We start from the raw sequence: 18,547 nt of genomic DNA, 5'->3' as shown, positions 1-18,547 counted from the left end.
ACGATGTTCGACTAAGTCCCTCATGATCCCCACGCTTCTGCCTATCATGCGGACAGAAGATGGGAAGCTCACAACTCCGTTCGGCGCCACAACGCCAGCATGGCCCCGCCGGCCGCCAGGAAAGCCAGCAGCAGGATCGCCACAGCCAGCGCGTTCACCTCCGGCGTCAGCCCCAGCCGCAGCATGGAGAAGACCAGCATCGGCAACGTCGTGCCCGCCGGGCCGGAGACGAAGGAGGCAACCACCACGTCATCCAGCGACAGGGTGAAGGCCAGCAGCCAGCCGGCCACCAGGCTCGGTGCCATCAGCGGCAGCGTGACGGTGCGGAAAGCGGTGGCCGGCGTGGCGCCCAGGTCGCGCGCCGCTTCCTCCAGCATGCCGTCCATCCCCGCCAGCCGCGCCTGCACCACCACGGCCACATAGGCCGCGCCCATGGTGGCGTGCGCCAGCAGGATGGTGGTGGCGCCCCGCTCCGCCGGCCAGCCGGTCAGCCCCTGCAGCATCACGAAGGTCAGCAACAGGGAGAGCCCGGTCACCACCTCCGGCAGCACCAGCGGCGCCCCGGCCAGCGCGCCGAACAACGCCCGCCCGGCAAAGGGCCCCCGCCGCGCCAGCACCCAGCCGGTGGCGCCCCCCAGCAGCATCGCCAGCGTCGCCGACCCCGCCGCCACGCGCAGGGAGAGGAAGGCGGCCTCCAGCATCCGCTCATTCGCCGCCAGCGCCTGGAACCAGCGCAGCGAGAAGCCGCCCCACTGGAACGGGATGCGGCTGTCGCTGAACGCGTAGCCCGCCAGCAACAGCACCGGCAGCCACAGGAATGCCAGGCCGAGGCAGAGGCCAAGCCGCCTCACCGCCGTGCCTCCAGCCGCTGGAACAGGCGGATGGGCAGGATCAGCATGGCCAACAGCGCCACCGCCAGCGCCGCCGCCACCGGCCAGTCGCGGTTCTGGAAGAATTCCTGCCACAGCGCCCGCCCGACCAGCAGCGCCTCCGGCGGCCCCAGCAATTCGGGGATGACGTATTCGCCGGCGGCCGGGATGAACACCAGCAGGAACGCCGCCAGCGCACCCGGCGCGGCGAGCGGCAGCGTGATGGTGCGGAACACCGTGGCCGGCGTGGCGCCCAGATCGGACGCCGCTTCCTCCAGCGTCAGGTCCAGCCGGGACAGGCTGGCATAGAGCGGCAGCACGGCGAAAGGCAGGTAGGCATGCACCATGCCCAGGAACAGCGCGAGGTCCGAATACAACAGCGGCAACGGCGCATCGATCCAGCCCAGCCCGCGCAGCACGCCATTCACCCAGCCCTCGTCCCGCAACAGCCCGATCCAGGCGCCGACGCGCGGCAGGAAGCCGGTCCAGAACGGCAGCAGCACCGCCATCAGCAACGGCGCCCGCCAGTGCGGCTTGGCACGCGCGATGCCCAGCGCCATCGGGAAGCCCAGCAGCAGGCACAGCCCCGCCGTGCCGCCCGCCACCCACAGCGATTGCAGGAAGGCGGAGACATAGTAGTCATCCGCCACCAGCAGCCCGAACGGCTCCCAGTTCGGCCGCAGCACCAGCCCGCCGTCCCAGGCGAAGGGCAGCAGGAAAGGCGGCACCCCCGGACCCGGCTGGGCGATGGAAAGCAGCAGCACCACCAGCAACGGCAACGCGACGAACCCGGCCAGCCACAGCGCCGGCACCAGCAGCTGCAGGCGCCGCATCAGCCGGCCAGCGGCACCACCGCCGCCGCCTCCCACCCCATCGTCACCGTGCTGCCGATAGCGGGGGGCGGCCCGTCCTCCTCCGCGTGGCTGACGCGTAGCAGGGTGCCGCCGGCGGCACGCACCAGCAGCAGGCTGTCATCGCCGCGGAAGGCCAGGTCCTCCACCACGCCGCTCGCCGTATTGGCGCCGCCCACCGGCTGGCCGAGCGCAATGCGCTCCGGCCGCAGGGCGCAGGCGGTGGTGCCGGCGGGCATCGACGCGGGTGCCCGCAGCGTGCTGCCCAGGCCGGGGCAATCCAGCCCGCCCGCCGCGTCGGGCGCTCCCTCCAGCACATTGGCGGCACCGAGGAACCCGGCGACGAAGCGGGTGGCCGGCCGCTCATACACCGCGCGCGGCGGCCCGGCCTGCACCAGCCGCCCGTGCTCCAGCACCGCCACGCGGTCGGCCAGGGCCAGCGCCTCCTGCTGGTCATGCGTCACCATGATGAAGCTGGCGCCGGTACGGCGTTGCAGTGCTCGCAGCTCGAACCCCGTGCGCTCGCGCAGATTGGCGTCTAGCGCGCCCAGCGGCTCATCGAGCAACAACAGCTTCGGGCGCTTCACCAGCGCGCGGGCCAGCGCCACGCGCTGCCGCTGCCCGCCGGACAGACGGTGCGGCATCCGCCCGGCCAGCTCCTGCATCCCCACCATCGCCAGCGCCTCCGCCACCCGCGCCTCGCGCTCCGCCCGCGGCGTGCCCTCCCGCCGCAGGCCGTAGCCGACATTGTTGCCGACGCTGAGATGCGGGAACAGCGCGTAGGACTGGAACATCATGTTCAACGGCCGCGCATGCGGCGGCATCGCCGTCAGGTCCTGCCCACCCAGCCGGATGCTGCCCGCATCCGGCGCCTCGAACCCCGCGATCAACCGCAGCAGCGTGGACTTGCCGGAACCGGACCCGCCGAGCAGCGCCAGGAATTCCCCGGCCTCCACTCGCAGGTCCAGCCCCACCAGGGCCGGCACGGCGCCAAAGCGCTTCGCCAGGCCAGCGATCTCCAGCAGGCCCAAGGCTCAGCGGCCGGCGCGGAAGCGGTTCCAACTGCGGCTGCGCGCCCGCTCCGCCTGCGCGGAGAGCTGGGTGGCGACGAAGGTGCGGCCCAGCATCTCCGGCGTCGGGTACACGTTCGGGTCGTTGCGCACCGCCTCGTTCACCAGCGGCGTCGCGGTGGGGATGGCGTTGGGGTAGCGCACGTGGTTGGTGATGCCAGCCATCACGTCAGGCCGCAGCACGAAGTTGATGAAGGCCTGCGCGGCCTCCGGGTTCGGCGCGTCGGCGGGAATGGCCAGCATGTCGAACCACAGCTGCGCGCCCTCCTTCGGCTGGATGTAGCCAATCTCGACGCCGCGCGCCGCTTCCCGCGCCCTGGCCTGCGCCTGGATGACGTCACCGGAATAGGTCAGCGCCACGCAGTACTCGCCGGTGGCCAGCGCATCCATGATGTTGCCGCTGGCGATGATGGCGCGCACATGCGGGCGGATGGCCAGCAGCGCTTCCTCCGCCGCGCGCAGGTCCGCCGCATCGGTGCTGTTCGGGTCGCGCCCGCGCCAGCGCAGCACGCTCGGCAACACATCGATGGCGGAATCCATCACCGCGATGCCGCAGCGGGCCAGCCTGCGCGCGTTCTCCGGCTGCATCAGCACGTCCAGGCTATCCAGCGGCACGTCGGGCAACGCCGCACGCACCCGGTCCACCCGGATGCCGAGGCCGACAGTGCCGTACAGGTAGATGGCCCCGAAGCGGTTGCCCGGGTCGCTGGAAGCCACGCGCTGCAGCAGCGCCGGGTCCTGGTTGGTCCAATTCGGAATCCGCGCGCGGTCCAGCGGCAGCAGCGCGCCCGCCCGCACCAGCCGCGCGAAGGTGGGCTCGCTGGTCGGCACGATGATGTCGTAGCCGGACCGCCCGGCGGAGAGCTTGCCCTCCAGCGTCTCCAGGCTGTCATACACGTCGTAGCGGATGCGGATGCCGGTTTCCTGCTGGAAGCGGGAGACGGCGTAGGGGTCGATGTAGTCGGACCAGTTGTAGACGTTCAGCGTCGTCCCCGCCCCCGGCTGCGCCGCATTCGGTGCCGGAGCTTGGGCCTGAACCTGCGCGGATGCGGCAGGGGGCAACGTGGTGACGGCCAGGGCGGCGCAGAACGTGGCGGCGAGCATTCGACGGAGCATGGCGCGGTTCCCCCCAGCCCGGACGCGCGGCTGGACATAAGGCTGGACAACAGCCGGCCAGCCTAACGGTGAAGCCGTGGCCCGGTCCATGTCATGTGAATACAAAGCCGAATATAGGATTTTTTTCTTGACTTCCGGCTAATGTTCCTGCTACTTCCACCCCCGTCAACGGGCGTATTGCGCCCTGGCCCTCCCCCCATTCCATTCGCGCCCGGCACCTGGCCTGCCCGCCCCCTCGGCAGGCCGGGCGCCGGCGCGCGCCCATCCCCCTGGACACGTCCGAGGAGACGCGCATGGCCTTCGACGCCCGCAATCTGTCGCCGCTGGAATCAGCCGGCGGCTTCACGATGTGGCTCTACACCACCACCGACACCCGCGCCGCGGTGCTGGCCCCCGGCTACTTCGCCAGCGTGGCGGACAAGCTGCTGCCCGGCCATCTCATCCTGCTGCAATCGGCGGATTCGCTCAGCCTGATCCCGGTCCGCAGCGGCGGCGCGGTCGGCAACGGGCTGGTGCTGGATGCCTCGGCCCCGCCAGTGCGCATCACCGTCGGCGCCGCGCTCTCCATGCTGTTCAGCCTGGGCGTCGCGGTGCAGACGCGCACCGTGGCGCTCGATCCCATTCCGGCCGGCCTCTACATCGGCCGCAGCTTCACGGTGGCCGCGCGCGTCACCGGGCCGGTCAATACGCTGCAGTTCAGCATCCTCGATGCATCCGGCGCCGTCGTCAGCGGGCCCGTCCCGGTCAGCGTCGCCGCCGGTTCCGCCTCGGCCACCTTCAACGCGCCGGCCGCCGGCTCCGGCTACCGCATCAAGGTACAGGATGCGGAAGAACCGCTGGTGATGCAGCTCTCCGCCACCTTCGTGGTCACCGAGCCCTTCGTCCTGCTCACCGAGAACGGCGACACGCTGCTGATGCAGGACGGCGGCGGACTGCTTCTCTGACCCCTCCCGCCCGCCGCGCGCCCCCTCCGCTTCCGAAGGACCCTTGTCGCGATGCCTGACGTCAAGATCTCTGAACTTCCCGCCGCCACCACCCTGGCCGATGCCGATTTCGCGCCGCTGGTGCAGGGCGCCAACGCGCTGGCCACCACGCGCCGCACCACGCTGGGCCAGATGCGCGCCGCCATGCTGACCGACCGCTCCGTGCATGTGCGGGACTACGGCGCCATCGGCAATGGCACGACGGACGATACCGCCGCCATCCAGGCCGCCATCGATGCCGCGGCCGCCCTCGGCGGCGGCACCGTGCTGCTGGGCCCGCGCCGCTACCTGGTGGCGGCGGCGGATCTGACGGTGAAGAACGGCGTGTTCCTGCGCGGCCGCGCCAGCGCCGGCGGCTGGCGCGTGGACGGCAACTTCACCACGGTCAACTACGCCATCCTGCTGGACCCCGCCCGCACCATCCGCGTGCAACGCAATGCCGGCGTGGACGGCCTGGCCATCCTGCGCCGGGGCCTGACCACGCCGGGCAACCTCCGCCAGGGGCTGGACGCGGCCGCCGCCTTCGCAGGCACCGCCATCACGGTGGGCGATGGCGGCGGCGGCAACACCGCCGGCAACGGCGCCGACGCCACGCTGTGCGGCCTGCTGATCCTCGGCTTCCACTGGGGCATCTACAGCGAAGGCAACGCGCGCCTGCGGGTCAAGGACGTCACCGGGGATTGCCGCAACGGCCTCTATCTCGGCCGCGCCTTCGATGTCTGCCGCATCAGCGAGGTCAACTGGCACCCGCTGGTCACCACCTCCCGCATCTGGTCCAACACCCGCATCATCATCGGCAACGTCACCGACAACGGTGCCGGCCGCTTCCGCATCAGCATGGCCAGCGCCCACAGCCTGCAGACCGGCGACCTCATCAACATCGCCGAGGTCCGCAGCAGCGGCGCCCCCAGCCTCTACGGCCGCTGGACCGTCACGGTGGTGAATACCACCACGGTAGACCTGAACGACTCCACCTACGCCGCCGGCTGGAACTCCGGCGGCGCGGTGTACATCCAGCCCAACCGGCGCCTCGGCAGCGCCTTCGTCATCGCCAGCGCGGACATGACGGTGCTGCAGAACTGCTTCGAATACGGCCATGAGATCGGCTTCGACATCCAGGACGCCGTGCACGCCTGCGGCTTCTTCAACTGCGGCGCCGATGGCTGGGTGGATGCCGCGGACCCGACGACCATCGGCGTCCGCATCAGCGGCACGGCGCAGCGCAACAAGTTCGTCGGCGGTTTCCTGTCCTCCAAGGGCGTCTCGGTGCAGATGTCCAGCACGGACACCGAGCAGCAGGAGTTCATCGGTGTCGACGTCACCGGCGGCGCCCGCCGCGTGGCGGAGATCATCGACGGCCAGGTCTCCTTCATCGGCTGCGACTTCACCTTCGTCGCCGGCACCGGCAACGCCACCCTCTCCTCCATCCATATCGGGGAAAGCGCCGGCAACGTCATCGTCAGCGGCTGCGACACCTCGCAGATCACCTACACGGCCGATAGCGCGGCAGCGATGCAACGGCTGCTGCTGGCGGCCAACCGCACCGCCAGCGGCACGGTCAACCGCGTCGCCGCCGGCCGGGTGGAAATCGCCTCCGTCTCCGCCAACGCGGCGATCGAGACCCGCCTCTCCGCCGATACCGATGGCGCCATCAACCTGCACCGGCGCGGCACCGGCAGCGGCGCCCAGCTCCGCCTGCACAACACCGCGGACGTGCCGGCCGCCAGCTTCACCCTCTCCGGCACCGAGGTGAACTTCGCCGGCGACAGCACCAATAACCCGAACGCGGCCCTCAGCCTCGGCGGCACCGGCATGACGCAGCCGCAGACGCTGAAGCTGCGCCGCCTCTCCGCCAGCCCCGCCGCCAACGACCGGCTGGCGGTGCTGGAAGCCACCGGCAACAACGCGGCCGGCACCGAGCAGACCTTCGCCCGCGTCGCCGCCATCGCCGAGACGGTCGGCAACGGCAGCGAGGCCGGCGCGCTGGTGTTCGAGACCCGCTCCGGCGGCACGGTGGCCGAGCGCTTCCGCATCGCCTCCTCCGGCACCGCTACCCTCGCCGGCCCGCTGGTGCTGCCGGCGGACCCCACCATCAACCAGCACGCCGCCACCAAGCGCTATGTGGACGGCCAGTTCACCGAACGGCGGATGGCAACCCTGCTGCTCTCCTCCGCCACCGCGCTGACCTACGCCAGCCACAACGCACGGATGCTGATCGCCAACAACGGCACCACCCTTTCACTGAGCTGGGCCAATACGGGGGACGGCTTCTCCTGCGTCGTCGTCAACCGCATGGCCACCGACCTGGCGCTGACGCTCTCCGGCTTCACCGTCAACACCGCGCCCACCAACACCGATGGCTTCACCCGCATCCGCGCCGGCGGCGTGGCCTCCCTGCTCATCTACTCGCCCGATGGCGGCACCACCCGGATCTGCCACCTGACGGGTGCCGGAGCCCCCTGACCATGAACCTGTCTTTCCCCCTCATCGGCGCGCTGGGCGGTGGTTCCGCCTTGCGCGTGCTGGGGCCGGACAATCCAGGCCGTATCGCCTTCAGCCGCGCCAGCACGGCGATGAACCCGACCGACAGCTCGGGCTTCATCGCCGCCGCGGCGGATACGCCCCGCTTCTCCGGCAGCGCGCGCCGCCTCCTGGTGGAAGGCGCGCGCACCAACATGATCCGCAACCCGCGCTTCGAAGGCGCCGCCGCACCCAGTACGAGCCCGAGCTACGCCAACCTCACCGCCACCGGCAACGGCCTCTCCTTGACCATCCTCGGCACCACGGCCGAGGCCGGCATGCCGTGCCTCGACCTGCTGCTCTCCGGCACCGCAACCAGCACCGGCGTGCTGATCCCGACCTTCGAGAATATGGCCGGCATCCCGGCCGCCACCGGCCAGACCTGGACGGCCGGGCTGCATATCCGCCAGCTCAGCGGTACGGCCGGGCGGGTCAGCAGCCGGGTGGAGGTCCGTCCCTCCGATGCCGGCAACACCGTGCTGAACGGCTTCCAAGGCGGCGACACCATTGCCAACGCCGGTTGGGCGCGCAGCACCGTTACCGGCCAGCTCACCGCCACCGGCGCCGCCTTCGTCCGGCTGAACTGGCGCATCACCTACATCAGCGGCGTCACCTACAACGAAGTCATCCGCATCGCCTTCCCGACGCTGGAGATGGCGCCCTTCGCCTCCTCCCCCATGCTGCCGCCCGCCGGTACGCTGGCGGCGGCGGAGCGCGCGGCGGATACCCCCGTCTGGGCACCCCCGGGCGGCTTCGGCCCGCAAGGCACCGTGGTCATCAAGGCGATGCTGCCGCAGCTCGCCGTCTTCGGCGCCTCCCAGGGCCTGTGGCAGATCGACGACGGCACCGACCAGAACCGGCTGCAACTGCGCAACACCTCCGCCGGCTCCGCCATCACCGGCGTGGTGGACATCAACGGCGTCACCGTCGCCACGCTCTCCCCCGGCAACATGACGCCCGGCACGCCCTTCCGCGCCGCCTTCGCCTGGGCGCCGGGCGACCAGGCGCTCTGCCTCGGCGGCGGCGCGGTGCAGGCCACCGGCGCCGCCCTGCCCCCCGGGCTGGCGCGCATGCTGCTCGGCCACGCCTCCACCCAACTCAACCGCGCCGCCTTCGGCGAGGTCGAGCTGGTCGACTACGCGCCCACCCGCCTGCCCAACGCCTTCCTGCAGGCGATGGCCGCCGCCGCATAGGCGCGCCCTGCTTTCCACCCCTTCCAGAGGAATCACCACCATGCCGATCCTGACCGACTATGCCCGCAACCTGGTGGCTCGCGCCCTCTGCGCCCGCGGCCCTTCCCTGCCCACCGCGGTCTATGCCGCGCTCGGCACCGGCGGCACCGTCGCCGCCGGCCTGTCCGGCGAGCCGGCGGGCAACGGCTATGCCCGCCAGAAGATCACCTTCACCGGCACCGGCCAGCAGCGGAATGCCGAGGCGCTGCGCTTCGTCTTCACCGCCACCGCCGGCACGCTGACGCATGTCGGCCTCTACCACGCGGCCTCCGGTGGCAACCCGCTCGCCTTCGGCCCGCTGGCGCAGAACGCCCCGGTCTCCGGCCCCGGCACCGTCACCATCGGCGCCGAGACGCTTACCCTCAACGCCGAATGACCACCCCGGCCCCGCCCACCCCAGGCGGGGCCACCCCCAGCAGCAGGCCCACGCACATCCGGGCACGGCGCACGCTCCAGCCCACTGCCCGCCGCGCGGTGCACGCCTTTCGGCGACCACGCCCAGGCCCGCTCGCGTGAGTCACACCTCCAGTGATCCCGCCTCAGGCGATCACGCTCCAGACACAGGAACCCCCCACCATGCGCTACCTGCTGGACCGGCTCGCGGAGCCGGGCACGCTGCGTTCGCTCGCCGTCATCGTCTTCGCCCTCAAGGGCATCGTGCCGGACGAGGCGATGCTGCAGAACCTCGTCAATGTCGGCATCCTCGGCCTTGGCGCCGTCTCGGCCCTGATGCCGGAACAGAAGGCACCGAAGCCCCCACGCCGCCGCGCGCCACGCAAGGAAGCCGCCGCATGAGCCGCGTCGCCGATTTGCTGCGGCGGGAAGAAGGCCTGCGCCTCGCCGTCTATGACGACGCCACCGGCAAGCCGCTGCTGCCCGGCATGACGGTAGTCGGCCATCCCACCATCGGCATCGGCCGCTGCCTGGACCGCAAGGGCCTCACCGCCGCCGAGGCCACCCTGCTGCTGGAAAACGACATCGCCGAGATCCGGGCCGATCTCGCCCGCGCCCTGCCCTGGGCCGGCGCCTTGTCGGAAACGCGGCAGGTGGTGCTGCAGGCCATGGCCTTCCAGCTCGGCCTCGCCGGCCTGCTGAAGTTCCGCGCCACCCTGGCCGCCATCCAGCGTGGCGACTACGCGGCGGCGGCGGAGGGCATGCTCGCTTCCCTCTGGGCCCGCCAGACCCCCGCCCGCGCCGCCCGCATGGCGGCGATGATGCGCGAGGGCTGAGCCCGCGCCGGGCGCGAAGGCGCCCAGCCTACCCCGCCGCCACCGCGCGGCGGCGGGAGAAGGCCAGCGCCCCCACCGCCAGCACCATCGCCGGCACCAGCAGCAGGATCAGCGTATCCCACCCCGCCGTCGCATGGATGGCGCCGGAAGCGAAGGCCGTGCAGGCCACCGTGCCGAACACGATGAAGTCGTTCGCCGCCTGCGCCCGCACCCGCTCCTCCGGCCGGTAGGATTCGGCCAGCAGGTTGGTGGCGCCGACGAACATGAAGTTCCACCCCAGCCCCAGCAGCATCAGCGAGACGCCGAACTGCACGAAGCTGGCGCCGCTGGCCGCGATCGCCACGCAGGCCAGGTTCAGCCCCGCCCCCGCCACGATCACCCGCCGCGCGCCGAAGCGCCCGATCAGCCGGCCGCTGAAGAAGCCCGGCGCGAACATCGCCACCGCATGCATCTGAATCACCGTGGCACTGTCCGTCACGCCGAAGCCGCAGAGCATCATCTCCAGCGGCGTCGCCGTCATCATCAGGTTCATCGTGCCATAGGCCAGCGCACCGGCGATGACGGCGGTGAGGAAGGAGGGCCGGGTCAGGATGGCCCGCAGCGGCGTCGCCACCTTCGGCCGCGGCGGCGCCGGCGGCAACCGGGTGAAGGAGAGCAGCGTAATGCAGATCACCGGCAGCACCGCCAGGATCAGATAGGTGCCGAGAAACAGCAGCGGCCCGAACATGTCCTTCGAATGCTTCACCAGCTCCGGCCCGAAGATGGCCGAAAGCACGCCCCCCGCCATCACCAGGGAGATCGCTCGCGGCCGGTAGGCCGGCGTCGCCACTTCCGCTGCCGCGAAGCGATAATGCTGGGAGATGCCGAAGCCGATGCCCGCCGGCAGCGCACCCAGGCAATACAGCAGGAAGCTGCCCTGCCAAATGCCGGCCGCGAAGGTCAGGCTGCCCAGCCCGGCGCAGATGGCGCCCAGGACGAAGCCCGGCTTGCGCCCCAGCCGCGCGAAGATGATGCCCGCCGGGATCGACGCCGCCATGGTGGAGGCCATCTGCAACGCCAGCGGCAGGGTGGCCAGCGCCTTGTCCCCCGCCAGGCTGTAGCCGATCAGCGCCGACATCGCCGTCTGCCCCACCGTCGCCGCCTGCATCAGCGCCTGGCACAGGAACATCAGGTAGACATTGCGCTTCATCATGGCGCCGTCGGCGCCGCGCTTCATCATGGCGCTATCCGCACCGCTCTCGACCGTCATCCGGCGTGTTCCGTCCCTGCCCGGCGCCGGGTCATCCTGCCAGCGCACCGCAGCACAGTAACAAGCCAGGCCCGGGCGGCAACCACCACCGCCGGCAGACCAGCCGCCCCCTGGCCACAGGCATCCCGCCCCGCACGGCCAGGACGCCTCAGAGCAACCCTTCGCGCCGGAAGGACAGGTGCCGCCCATTGCCGATGATGATGTGGTCATGCACCACGACGGAAAGCACCGCCCCCGCCGCCTTGATCTCCGCCGTCATCTCCACATCCGCCCGGCTCGGCGTCGGGTCGCCGCTCGGGTGGTTGTGCACCAGGATCAACGCCGTCGCATGCAGCTCCAGCGCCCGCTTGATCACCTCGCGCGGGTAGACCGGCGTATGGTTCACTGTGCCGCGCGCCTGCGCCTCGTCGGCGATCAGCCGGTTCTTGGAATCCAGGAAGAGGATGCGGAACTGCTCGATCTTCTCCCGCGCGATCGCCGCGTTCAGGTAGTCCATCAACAGGTCCCAGCTCTTCAGCACCGGCTGGTCCATCACCTCCGCCTTGGCCAGCCGCAACGCCGCGTCCTGCACCAGCTTGAGGGCGGAGACGCTGTGCTCCCCCAGTCCCGGCGTCGCCAGCAATTCCTGCTGCGGCGCCGTCAGCACCCCGGCGAAGGAGCCGTACCGGTTGATCAGCCGCTTCGCCAACGGCTTGGTGTCGCCCTTCTTGAAGGCGAAGAACAACAGCATCTCCAGCAGCTCGTAATCGGCCAGCGCCCCCGGCCCGCGCTCCAGCAGCTTCTCCCGCATGCGGCCGCGGTGGCCATGTGGCCCGTCACCCTCGGGGAACGGCATCTCCGCCGCCTCCCCGCCCCGCTTCCGGCCGCTGCCACCGGCGCCCATCCACTCCGCCTTGCCGCGCCCGGTGCCGGATTCCATCAGGCTGGCATTCAGCCGGATGGCACTGGCATCCTCGGCGAAGCCCGGCGGCAGCGCCCCCTGCGGCACCGGGCGGTACACCGGCCTGGGCCGCGCGCGCGGTTTCGTCCGCCAGGGCCAGCCCTGCAGCGCGGGCTCGATGATGCGTTTCAGCCACATATCCGGACGCACGCCTCTTGCGATTGCCATAGGGCCGCGGGGGCGGCCTTGCGGCGCCATTCTCCCCGTCTCCCCGCACCCAGGCAACCAAACACTCACGATTTCGTGAGTTTTCCACATCTTTTATGAACGCGCTGGACCGTGCGAAGCGGACCCCACCGTCTCGGCCCAGCCACCACTCCACCAGCACCGCCCAACCAGCCCCGGTCGCCCCACACCGCGCCAAGCCGGAACACCCGGCGAACCGCGTATCGGCAGCGTGCCAATCGCGGGTACCGTTCCATGCCGGTTCATGCCGCGTGCCACAAAAAGGGTATTGCGCTCCACCGCGCCAGACCCTAGGAACCGCCTCGCTTTCAGCCGGTACGCTGCTGTAGCTCAGTGGTAGAGCACTCCCTTGGTAAGGGAGAGGTCCAGGGTTCGAGTCCCTGCAGCAGCACCATCCGAAGCCCGCTTCCAGCGCGGCTTCACGCGAAGGCCAGTCCCAGACTTCCCTGTTATCAGGACCGGTTTCGCCCACACCGTGCGGCGTTGCGCACCGCATCGGCGCTCCCACAAAAAGATCGCGCCGCCCCCGCCGTTGTCGGCAAGGGCGGCGCGCTGGCGCTCCATCGCAGGCATCGCCAGACCGGCACCGGACTGTGGGGGGGTGACCCGCCCCGGAGGGGGAAGCACACCCGGCGGCACGGAGCCAACGGGTGCGGGACGGTTCAGTCAGCCAGGCGTCAGATCTCAGCAACCTTCGGCCTTGGGTGGCGTGAGCCGCCCAGGGCCGAGAGTGTCAGGCTTCAGGCGGCCACGGCGGCCGAGGACTTGCGGCGGGCGCGGCGCATCAGGCCAAGGCCCAGCATGCCGATACCGAACAGGCCCAGAGAAGCCGGCTCCGGCACCGCCACGATCGTGGAGGAGAAGGTCACGTTGTTCAGCACGCCGTTCTGCGTGGTGAAGGAGAACCGGCCCGGGGTCGGGTCGTAGCCGGTCAGCGTGGCGACGCCCGTGCCGTCGATGTTGACGGTGCCCGGGGTGCCGTTCGAGACGAACGCCGTGGCGCCCGGATCGATCGTGAACGTCGCCGTCAGCAGGTTGTTGACGATCGTCAGCAACAGGCCGGACGACACGGCCGGGGAGTAGGTGATGCTCTCCAGCGACACGCAGGCGGTGCAGGTGCCCAGGCCGGCAAAGCTGCCGGCGGAGACCGCCAGGTTGGCCGGGGACGGGAACGAGATCGTGGTGGCGTTGACGCTGTCCACGCCCTGGATCGAGAAGTTGCTGCCAGCGGCAATCGGCGCGGCGAAGGCGGCAGGTGCGGCGGCCGCGATAGCGACGGCCATCGTGGTACCCAAGAGGAAGTTCTTCATGGCGTAATCTCCTTGCAGGGGCGCGCTTCGTGCCCGGACTGACAGAAGCAAGACCCGGGCCACTCCGTTAACGCCATGTTTTCAGTGATTTTTCCTCCCGCTTTCCCAAGCCGCATCCTCACGCCGTAAAGTCTGCCGACAGTGCTCACCCTCGCGTGATCGGTACTCTTTACCGTGAGCATGGCATTAAGCCGCCGGCCACCACCCCGGCGCCATCCCTTCCGCCGTCCAACCCTCGCCTGTCGGCCGTCCTGACGCCGCCGGCGCCGCAATCCGCGCTTGCCGTCACGCCGCCGCGCGCCAATAACCAGCCACTGCCCCGCCAGCCCGCTGCCCCGGACGCATCATGGCCAAGCCACCCGACACCGCCCCGCCCCGCACCGCCGCCGAAATCCGCGCCGCCAGGGCCGAGGCCCGCCTCGCCGCCGCGCTGCGCGAGAACCTGCGCCGCCGCAAGGCGCAGACCCGCGGCCGGGAAGCCGAGCAGGCCGCCAAGCCGGAACCCGAGCAGGCCTGACCTCCCACGCCCGTCGGTTGCGGCTGCGGGGCCTGTGCTGTAGACCCCGGCGCCTCTTATCTTCGCGCGCGCGGGTGCCGCCTCCGGTCGGCGGCCGCACCCGCGCCCACAGCCGCCACGGAAGCCCCTGCCCATGTCGATCATGCCCGACCACTGGATCCGTCGGATGGCCACCGAGCACGGCATGATCGAGCCCTTCGTGGAGAGCCAGCGGCGGGAGGGCGTCATCTCCTACGGCGTCTCCTCCTATGGCTACGACGCGCGCGTGGCGGACGAGTTCAAGATCTTCACCAATGTCGACAACGCGCTGGTGGACCCCAAGCAGTTCGATGACACCAGCTTCGTCTCCCGCAAGGGCCCGACCTGCATCATCCCGCCCAATTCCTTCGTGCTGGCCCACACGGTCGAATACTTCCGCGTGCCGCGCGACGTGCTGGTCATCTGCCTCGGCAAATCCACCTACGCCCGCTGCGGCCTGATCGTGAACGTCACCCCGCTGGAGCCCGAGTGGGAAGGCCAGGTGACCATCGAGATCAGCAACACCACCCCGCTCCCCGCCCGCATCTACGCGAATGAGGGGATCTGCCAGTTCCTCTTCCTGCGCGGCGAGTCGGCGCCCGACGTCTCCTATGCAGACCGCAAGGGCAAGTACATGGGCCAGCGCGGCGTCGCGCTGCCCCGCCTGTAAGCAGCCCTCCAGTAAGATAGTAAGGGAGTAAGGCGATGGACCGCATCCGCATCCGTGGCGGCCGCCGGCTGAAGGGCAGCATCGCCGTGGGGGGCGCCAAGAACGCCGCCCTGCCGCTGATGGCCACCGCCCTGCTCACCGGGGATGGCGTCACCCTCACCAACACGCCCGCGCTGTCGGACGTCATCACCATGGCCGCCCTGCTCGCCCAGCACGGCCTGAAGGTGGAGCACGACAAGGCCGCCCGCACCCTCCGCCTGGAAGGCGAGGCCACCAGCCTGGAAGCCCCTTACGACCTCGTCCGTAAGATGCGTGCTTCCATTCTCGTGCTCGGCCCCCTGCTGGCCCGCTACCGCAGCGCCCGCGTCTCGCTGCCCGGCGGCTGCGCCATCGGCACCCGCCCGGTCGACCTGCACCTGAAGGGGCTGCAGGCCATGGGCGCCAGGATCGACCTGCAGGCCGGCTATATCGACGCCTCCGCCCCCGATGGCCTGGTCGGCGCCAAGATCATCTTCCCCCAGGTCTCCGTCGGCGCGACCGAGAACCTGCTGATGGCCGCCACCCTGGCCCGCGGCACCACCACCCTGATCAACGCGGCGCGCGAGCCCGAGATCTGCGACCTCGCCACCTGCCTGGTCTCCATGGGTGCGCAGATCGACGGAATCGGCTCCGACCGCCTGGTCATCGAGGGCGTGGACAGCCTGCACGGCACCCACCACCCCATCCTGCCCGACCGCATCGAGGCCGGTACCTTCGCGTGTGCCGCCGCCATCACCGGCGGCGAGGTCCTGCTGCAAGGCGTCCGCCTGGACATCTTCGGCTCCGTCTCCGCCAACCTGCGCGATGCCGGCGTGGAGCTGACCCAGGAAGAGGCCGGCCTCCGCGTCGCCCGCGTCGATGGCCTGCGCGGCGTCGATGCGGTCACCGAGCCCTTCCCCGGCTTCGCCACCGACATGCAGGCCCAGTTCATGGCGCTGATGGCGGTCGCCGAAGGCGCCTCGATGATCACCGAGACGATCTTCGAGAATCGCTTCATGCACGTGCCGGAACTGTCCCGCATGGGCGCCCGCATCAACGCCCACGGCTCGTCGGCCATCATCCGCGGCGTCTCCCGCCTGACCGGCGCCCCGGTGATGGCGACCGACCTGCGCGCCTCCGTCTCCCTCATCATCGCCGGCCTCGCCGCCCAGGGGGACACGGTCGTCAACCGCGTCTACCACCTGGATCGCGGCTATGAGCGGGTGGAGGAGAAGCTGGCGGGCGTCGGCGCCGACATTGAACGTCTGCGAGACTGACATGACTCCGCAACCGGAGCGATGCTAGAACCCGTCATGGACCAGCCCACCAACACCACCGGCCTGGAACAGGCCATCTCCCCCGATGCTCCCCTCGTCCTCGCCCTGCCCAAGGGCCGGATCCTGAAGGAGCTGGGGCCCCTGCTGGCACGCACCGGCATCGTCCCCGCCGCCGATTTCCATGACGAAGGCAGCCGCCGCCTGCGGTTCGAGACCAACAACCCCACCCTGGACGTGGTGCGGGTCCGGTCGTTCGACGTGGCGACCTTCGTGGCCTTCGGCGCTGCGCAGATCGGCATCTGCGGCGCCGACGTGCTGATGGAATTCGACTACCCCGAGATCTACGCGCCGCTCGACCTCGGCATCGGCCGCTGCCGCGTCAGCGTGGCCGAGCCGGTGGAGAACGCCGCCCAGGCCGCCGCCGAGCGCGCCCGGCTCTCCCGCGTCGCCGTCGCCTCCAAGTACCCCAACATCGCCCGCCGCCACTTCGCCGCCCGCGGCATCCAGGCGGAGGTGGTGCACCTGAACGGCGCCATGGAGCTGGCCCCCGCCCTCGGCCTCTCCAACCTGATCGTGGACCTGGTGCAGACCGGCTCCACCCTGAAGGCCAACGGCCTGGCGGAGACGGAGGTGATCGCCCACGTCACCTCCCGCCTCATCGTCAACCGCACCGCGCTCAAGACCCAGCCCGAGGCCATCGGCGCCTGGCTGGCCCGCTTCCGCGCGGCGCTGGAGGCCGCATGATCCGCCTCGACACGCGCGACGACGATTTCGACGCCGGTTTCGCTCACCTCCTGAACCAGGCACGCGAGACGACCACCCGCGTCGACGGCGTCGTAGCCGACATCATCGCCGCCATCCGCCGTGATGGCGACGCCGCGCTGCTGGACCTGACCGCCCGGTTCGACCGCTGGCAGCCCGCCGATGCCGCCGCGCTGCGCGTGACGGAAGCCGAGATCGACGCAGCCGTCACCCAGTGCGACCCCGCGCTCATCGCGGCCGTCGACCACGCCGCCACTCGCATCGAAGCCTTCCACCGCGCCCAGCTTCCCGCCGATATCCGGCTGGACGACCCGGCCGGGCTGACCCTCGGCATGCGCTGGGGCGCCATCGACGCCGTGGGCATCTACGTCCCCGGCGGTAAGGCGGCCTACCCGTCCTCCGTGCTGATGAACGCCATCCCGGCCCGCGTCGCCGGCGTCGGTCGCGTCGCCATGTGCGTGCCGACGCCGGATGGCGTGCTGAACCCGCTGGTCCTCGCGGCCGCCCGCCGGGCGGGCGTGACGGAGATCTGGCGCATCGGCGGCGCCCAGGCCATCGCCGCCCTCGCCTGGGGCACCGGCAGCATCGCGCCGGTGGACCGCGTCGCCGGCCCCGGCAATGCCTATGTGGCGGAAGCCAAGCGGCAGGTCTTCGGCCGCGTCGGCATCGACTCGATCGCCGGCCCGTCCGAGGTCGTCGTCATCGCCGACTGGGCGCAGGACCCGGCGCGCGTCGCCATGGACCTGCTGGCCCAGGCCGAGCACGACGAAAGCGCCCAGTCCATCCTGATCACCGACAGCGCCACCCTGGCCGGAGCGGTCGAGCGGGCGGTGCAGGACGCGCTGGCCACCCTGCCCCGCGCCGCCATCGCCGGCGAGAGCTGGGCCCGCAACGGCGCCATCATCCTCACCCGCAGCCTGGAAGAAGCCGCCGCCCTGACGGACCGCCTGGCGCCCGAGCACCTGGAGCTGCTGGTGGAGGACCCGCGCGCCCTGTTCGCCCGCATCCGCCATGCCGGCGCCGCCTTCCTCGGCGGTTTCTGCCCGGAAGCGCTGGGCGACTACATCGCCGGCCCCAACCACGTGCTGCCCACCGGCCGCACCGCCCGCTTCGCCTCCGGCCTGTCGATCTTCGACTTCCTGAAGCGCACCACCTGGATCGAGGCGGATCAGCGCGGCCTGCAAGCCATCGGCCCGGATGCGGTGCTGCTGGCGGAGGCCGAGGGCCTCGGCGCCCACGCCCGCAGCATCGCCATGAGGCTGGACCCCTGAGGCACACCCCGCCTGCCCCGCCGCGGGTGCCCCCCGCCGCCATGCCGGGCGGCCAAGGCTGAGCCGCCCGCATGGCCGCCGTGACCAGGTCCCGCCACCGCTGGCTGCAAGGCCTGCTACTGGCCCTGGCCGGCTGCTTCCCCATCCTGGCGATCATGGGCCTCTGGTACCTGCTGCCGCCCCTGTTCCTGGTGTTCGTCACTGCCGGCTTCGTCCTGGCCGTGCTGCGCGCCGGGCAAGGCCGGCAGGTCAGGCGCGGCAACAGCACCACCGCGGATGGCAGCGGCGGTGACGGTGGCTATGACTCCCATTGTTCCAGCGACGACAGCGGTTCCGGCGACGGCGGTGGTGACAGCGGCGGCGGCGGCGGCGATGGCGGCGGGGGCAGCTCCGATTGACCTGGCAGGACAGCCTCTCCTTGACCAGGGGCGGCGCCGCGATCATGTTCTGCCCACGAAT

19 protein-coding genes and 1 tRNA gene are annotated in these 18,547 nt (G+C 71.0%); 13 read left to right on the top strand and 7 right to left on the bottom strand.

What is annotated here, in order from left to right:
• Positions 1-68: 68 nt before the first annotated feature.
• Genes IBL26_RS04125 through IBL26_RS04110 form a run of 4 tightly spaced genes read right to left on the bottom strand, consistent with a single transcriptional unit; the run spans position 69 to position 3,906 of the window.
• A complete protein-coding gene (locus tag IBL26_RS04125; RefSeq protein WP_187783180.1) occupies positions 69-851 on the bottom strand; it encodes an ABC transporter permease subunit in 783 nt (260 codons plus the stop codon).
• On the bottom strand, positions 848-1,702 hold the full coding sequence (locus IBL26_RS04120; RefSeq protein WP_187783179.1) for an ABC transporter permease subunit: 855 nt from the start codon (positions 1,700-1,702) through the stop codon (positions 848-850). The genes IBL26_RS04125 and IBL26_RS04120 overlap by 4 nt, the downstream gene beginning before the upstream one ends.
• Positions 1,702-2,751: an ABC transporter ATP-binding protein gene (locus IBL26_RS04115; RefSeq protein WP_187783178.1), complete on the bottom strand. Its 1,050-nt coding sequence runs from the start codon at positions 2,749-2,751 to the stop codon at positions 1,702-1,704. The genes IBL26_RS04120 and IBL26_RS04115 overlap by 1 nt, the downstream gene beginning before the upstream one ends.
• A gap of 3 nt (positions 2,752-2,754) precedes the next feature.
• Positions 2,755-3,906 carry an extracellular solute-binding protein gene (locus IBL26_RS04110; protein WP_187783177.1) on the bottom strand — a complete coding sequence of 384 codons (1,152 nt, stop codon included), beginning with the start codon at positions 3,904-3,906 and terminating at the stop codon, positions 2,755-2,757.
• A 293-nt stretch (positions 3,907-4,199) separates the two neighbouring features.
• On the opposite strand from IBL26_RS04110, the gene IBL26_RS04105 reads away from it, so the two are divergent.
• From IBL26_RS04105 to IBL26_RS04080, 6 genes are all read left to right on the top strand, one after another.
• Entirely contained in the window at positions 4,200-4,850 is a 651-nt protein-coding gene (locus IBL26_RS04105; protein ID WP_187783176.1) for a hypothetical protein, read from the top strand.
• A gap of 51 nt (positions 4,851-4,901) precedes the next feature.
• A complete protein-coding gene (locus IBL26_RS25535) occupies positions 4,902-7,352 on the top strand; it encodes a glycosyl hydrolase family 28-related protein (protein ID WP_206684134.1) in 2,451 nt (816 codons plus the stop codon).
• A gap of 2 nt (positions 7,353-7,354) precedes the next feature.
• Positions 7,355-8,602, top strand: a complete 1,248-nt coding sequence (locus tag IBL26_RS04095; RefSeq protein ID WP_187783175.1) for a hypothetical protein — start codon at positions 7,355-7,357, stop codon at positions 8,600-8,602.
• A 40-nt stretch (positions 8,603-8,642) separates the two neighbouring features.
• Complete coding sequence (locus IBL26_RS04090; protein ID WP_187783174.1) at positions 8,643-9,017, top strand: phage tail fiber protein; 375 nt, start codon at positions 8,643-8,645, stop codon at positions 9,015-9,017.
• Between the two features lie 200 nt (positions 9,018-9,217).
• A complete protein-coding gene (locus IBL26_RS04085) occupies positions 9,218-9,436 on the top strand; it encodes a hypothetical protein (protein ID WP_187783173.1) in 219 nt (72 codons plus the stop codon).
• The gene (locus IBL26_RS04080) at positions 9,433-9,870 is read left to right on the top strand and encodes a glycoside hydrolase family protein (protein ID WP_187783172.1); all 438 of its coding nucleotides are present in this window, start codon (positions 9,433-9,435) and stop codon (positions 9,868-9,870) included. The genes IBL26_RS04085 and IBL26_RS04080 overlap by 4 nt, the downstream gene beginning before the upstream one ends.
• Positions 9,871-9,898: 28 nt before the next feature.
• Here the strand turns inward: IBL26_RS04080 and IBL26_RS04075 are convergent, their stop codons facing one another.
• Positions 9,899-11,119 carry an MFS transporter gene (locus tag IBL26_RS04075; protein WP_187783171.1) on the bottom strand — a complete coding sequence of 407 codons (1,221 nt, stop codon included), beginning with the start codon at positions 11,117-11,119 and terminating at the stop codon, positions 9,899-9,901.
• A gap of 148 nt (positions 11,120-11,267) precedes the next feature.
• On the bottom strand, positions 11,268-12,197 hold the full coding sequence (radC, locus tag IBL26_RS04070; protein WP_367615365.1) for a RadC family protein: 930 nt from the start codon (positions 12,195-12,197) through the stop codon (positions 11,268-11,270).
• Between the two features lie 367 nt (positions 12,198-12,564).
• Here radC and IBL26_RS04065 point away from each other — a divergent pair.
• Positions 12,565-12,639: transfer RNA gene (locus tag IBL26_RS04065), tRNA-Thr, on the top strand.
• Positions 12,640-12,985: 346 nt separating this feature from the next.
• On the opposite strand, the gene IBL26_RS04060 is transcribed toward IBL26_RS04065, so the two are convergent.
• Entirely contained in the window at positions 12,986-13,555 is a 570-nt protein-coding gene (locus tag IBL26_RS04060; protein ID WP_187783170.1) for a PEP-CTERM sorting domain-containing protein, read from the bottom strand.
• Between the two features lie 346 nt (positions 13,556-13,901).
• Here IBL26_RS04060 and IBL26_RS04055 point away from each other — a divergent pair, with 346 nt between their 5' ends.
• The 6 genes from IBL26_RS04055 to IBL26_RS04030 all read left to right on the top strand — a co-directional run bounded on the left by IBL26_RS04055 (position 13,902) and on the right by IBL26_RS04030 (position 18,486).
• Positions 13,902-14,072, top strand: coding sequence for a hypothetical protein (locus IBL26_RS04055; RefSeq protein WP_187783169.1), 171 nt, complete (start codon positions 13,902-13,904; stop codon positions 14,070-14,072).
• A 133-nt stretch (positions 14,073-14,205) separates the two neighbouring features.
• Entirely contained in the window at positions 14,206-14,760 is a 555-nt protein-coding gene (gene dcd / locus IBL26_RS04050; RefSeq protein WP_187783168.1) for a dCTP deaminase, read from the top strand.
• A gap of 35 nt (positions 14,761-14,795) precedes the next feature.
• Entirely contained in the window at positions 14,796-16,055 is a 1,260-nt protein-coding gene (murA, locus tag IBL26_RS04045; protein WP_187783167.1) for a UDP-N-acetylglucosamine 1-carboxyvinyltransferase, read from the top strand.
• A gap of 36 nt (positions 16,056-16,091) precedes the next feature.
• A complete protein-coding gene (gene hisG, locus IBL26_RS04040) occupies positions 16,092-16,799 on the top strand; it encodes an ATP phosphoribosyltransferase (protein WP_187783166.1) in 708 nt (235 codons plus the stop codon).
• Positions 16,796-18,088 (top strand): histidinol dehydrogenase, encoded by a 1,293-nt coding sequence (gene hisD, locus IBL26_RS04035; RefSeq protein ID WP_187783165.1) that lies wholly within the window; start codon positions 16,796-16,798, stop codon positions 18,086-18,088. The genes hisG and hisD overlap by 4 nt, the downstream gene beginning before the upstream one ends.
• 71 nt (positions 18,089-18,159) lie before the next feature.
• Entirely contained in the window at positions 18,160-18,486 is a 327-nt protein-coding gene (locus tag IBL26_RS04030) for a hypothetical protein (protein ID WP_187783164.1), read from the top strand.
• Positions 18,487-18,547 lie beyond the last annotated feature (61 nt).

This window comes from Teichococcus aerophilus (assembly GCF_014490485.1).
GTDB lineage: Bacteria > Pseudomonadota > Alphaproteobacteria > Acetobacterales > Acetobacteraceae > Pseudoroseomonas > Pseudoroseomonas aerophila.
The sequence above is the reverse complement of the archived record's forward strand: the minus strand, read 5'-3'. Positions and strand labels throughout refer to the sequence as shown.

Coding starts and splice junctions, on each gene's coding strand:
- IBL26_RS04110 (WP_187783177.1), bottom strand. CDS start 3,906: ATGCTCCGTCGAATGCTCGCCGCCACGTTCTGCGCCGCCCTGGCCGTC.
- radC (WP_367615365.1), bottom strand. CDS start 12,197: ATGTGGCTGAAACGCATCATCGAGCCCGCGCTGCAGGGCTGGCCCTGG.
- hisD (WP_187783165.1), top strand. CDS start 16,796: ATGATCCGCCTCGACACGCGCGACGACGATTTCGACGCCGGTTTCGCT.
- IBL26_RS04060 (WP_187783170.1), bottom strand. CDS start 13,555: ATGAAGAACTTCCTCTTGGGTACCACGATGGCCGTCGCTATCGCGGCC.
- IBL26_RS04095 (WP_187783175.1), top strand. CDS start 7,355: ATGAACCTGTCTTTCCCCCTCATCGGCGCGCTGGGCGGTGGTTCCGCC.
- IBL26_RS04105 (WP_187783176.1), top strand. CDS start 4,200: ATGGCCTTCGACGCCCGCAATCTGTCGCCGCTGGAATCAGCCGGCGGC.
- IBL26_RS04055 (WP_187783169.1), top strand. CDS start 13,902: ATGGCCAAGCCACCCGACACCGCCCCGCCCCGCACCGCCGCCGAAATC.
- IBL26_RS04085 (WP_187783173.1), top strand. CDS start 9,218: ATGCGCTACCTGCTGGACCGGCTCGCGGAGCCGGGCACGCTGCGTTCG.
- IBL26_RS04075 (WP_187783171.1), bottom strand. CDS start 11,119: ATGACGGTCGAGAGCGGTGCGGATAGCGCCATGATGAAGCGCGGCGCC.
- dcd (WP_187783168.1), top strand. CDS start 14,206: ATGTCGATCATGCCCGACCACTGGATCCGTCGGATGGCCACCGAGCAC.
- IBL26_RS04120 (WP_187783179.1), bottom strand. CDS start 1,702: ATGCGGCGCCTGCAGCTGCTGGTGCCGGCGCTGTGGCTGGCCGGGTTC.
- IBL26_RS04080 (WP_187783172.1), top strand. CDS start 9,433: ATGAGCCGCGTCGCCGATTTGCTGCGGCGGGAAGAAGGCCTGCGCCTC.
- IBL26_RS04090 (WP_187783174.1), top strand. CDS start 8,643: ATGCCGATCCTGACCGACTATGCCCGCAACCTGGTGGCTCGCGCCCTC.
- IBL26_RS04030 (WP_187783164.1), top strand. CDS start 18,160: ATGGCCGCCGTGACCAGGTCCCGCCACCGCTGGCTGCAAGGCCTGCTA.
- murA (WP_187783167.1), top strand. CDS start 14,796: ATGGACCGCATCCGCATCCGTGGCGGCCGCCGGCTGAAGGGCAGCATC.
- hisG (WP_187783166.1), top strand. CDS start 16,092: ATGGACCAGCCCACCAACACCACCGGCCTGGAACAGGCCATCTCCCCC.
- IBL26_RS25535 (WP_206684134.1), top strand. CDS start 4,902: ATGCCTGACGTCAAGATCTCTGAACTTCCCGCCGCCACCACCCTGGCC.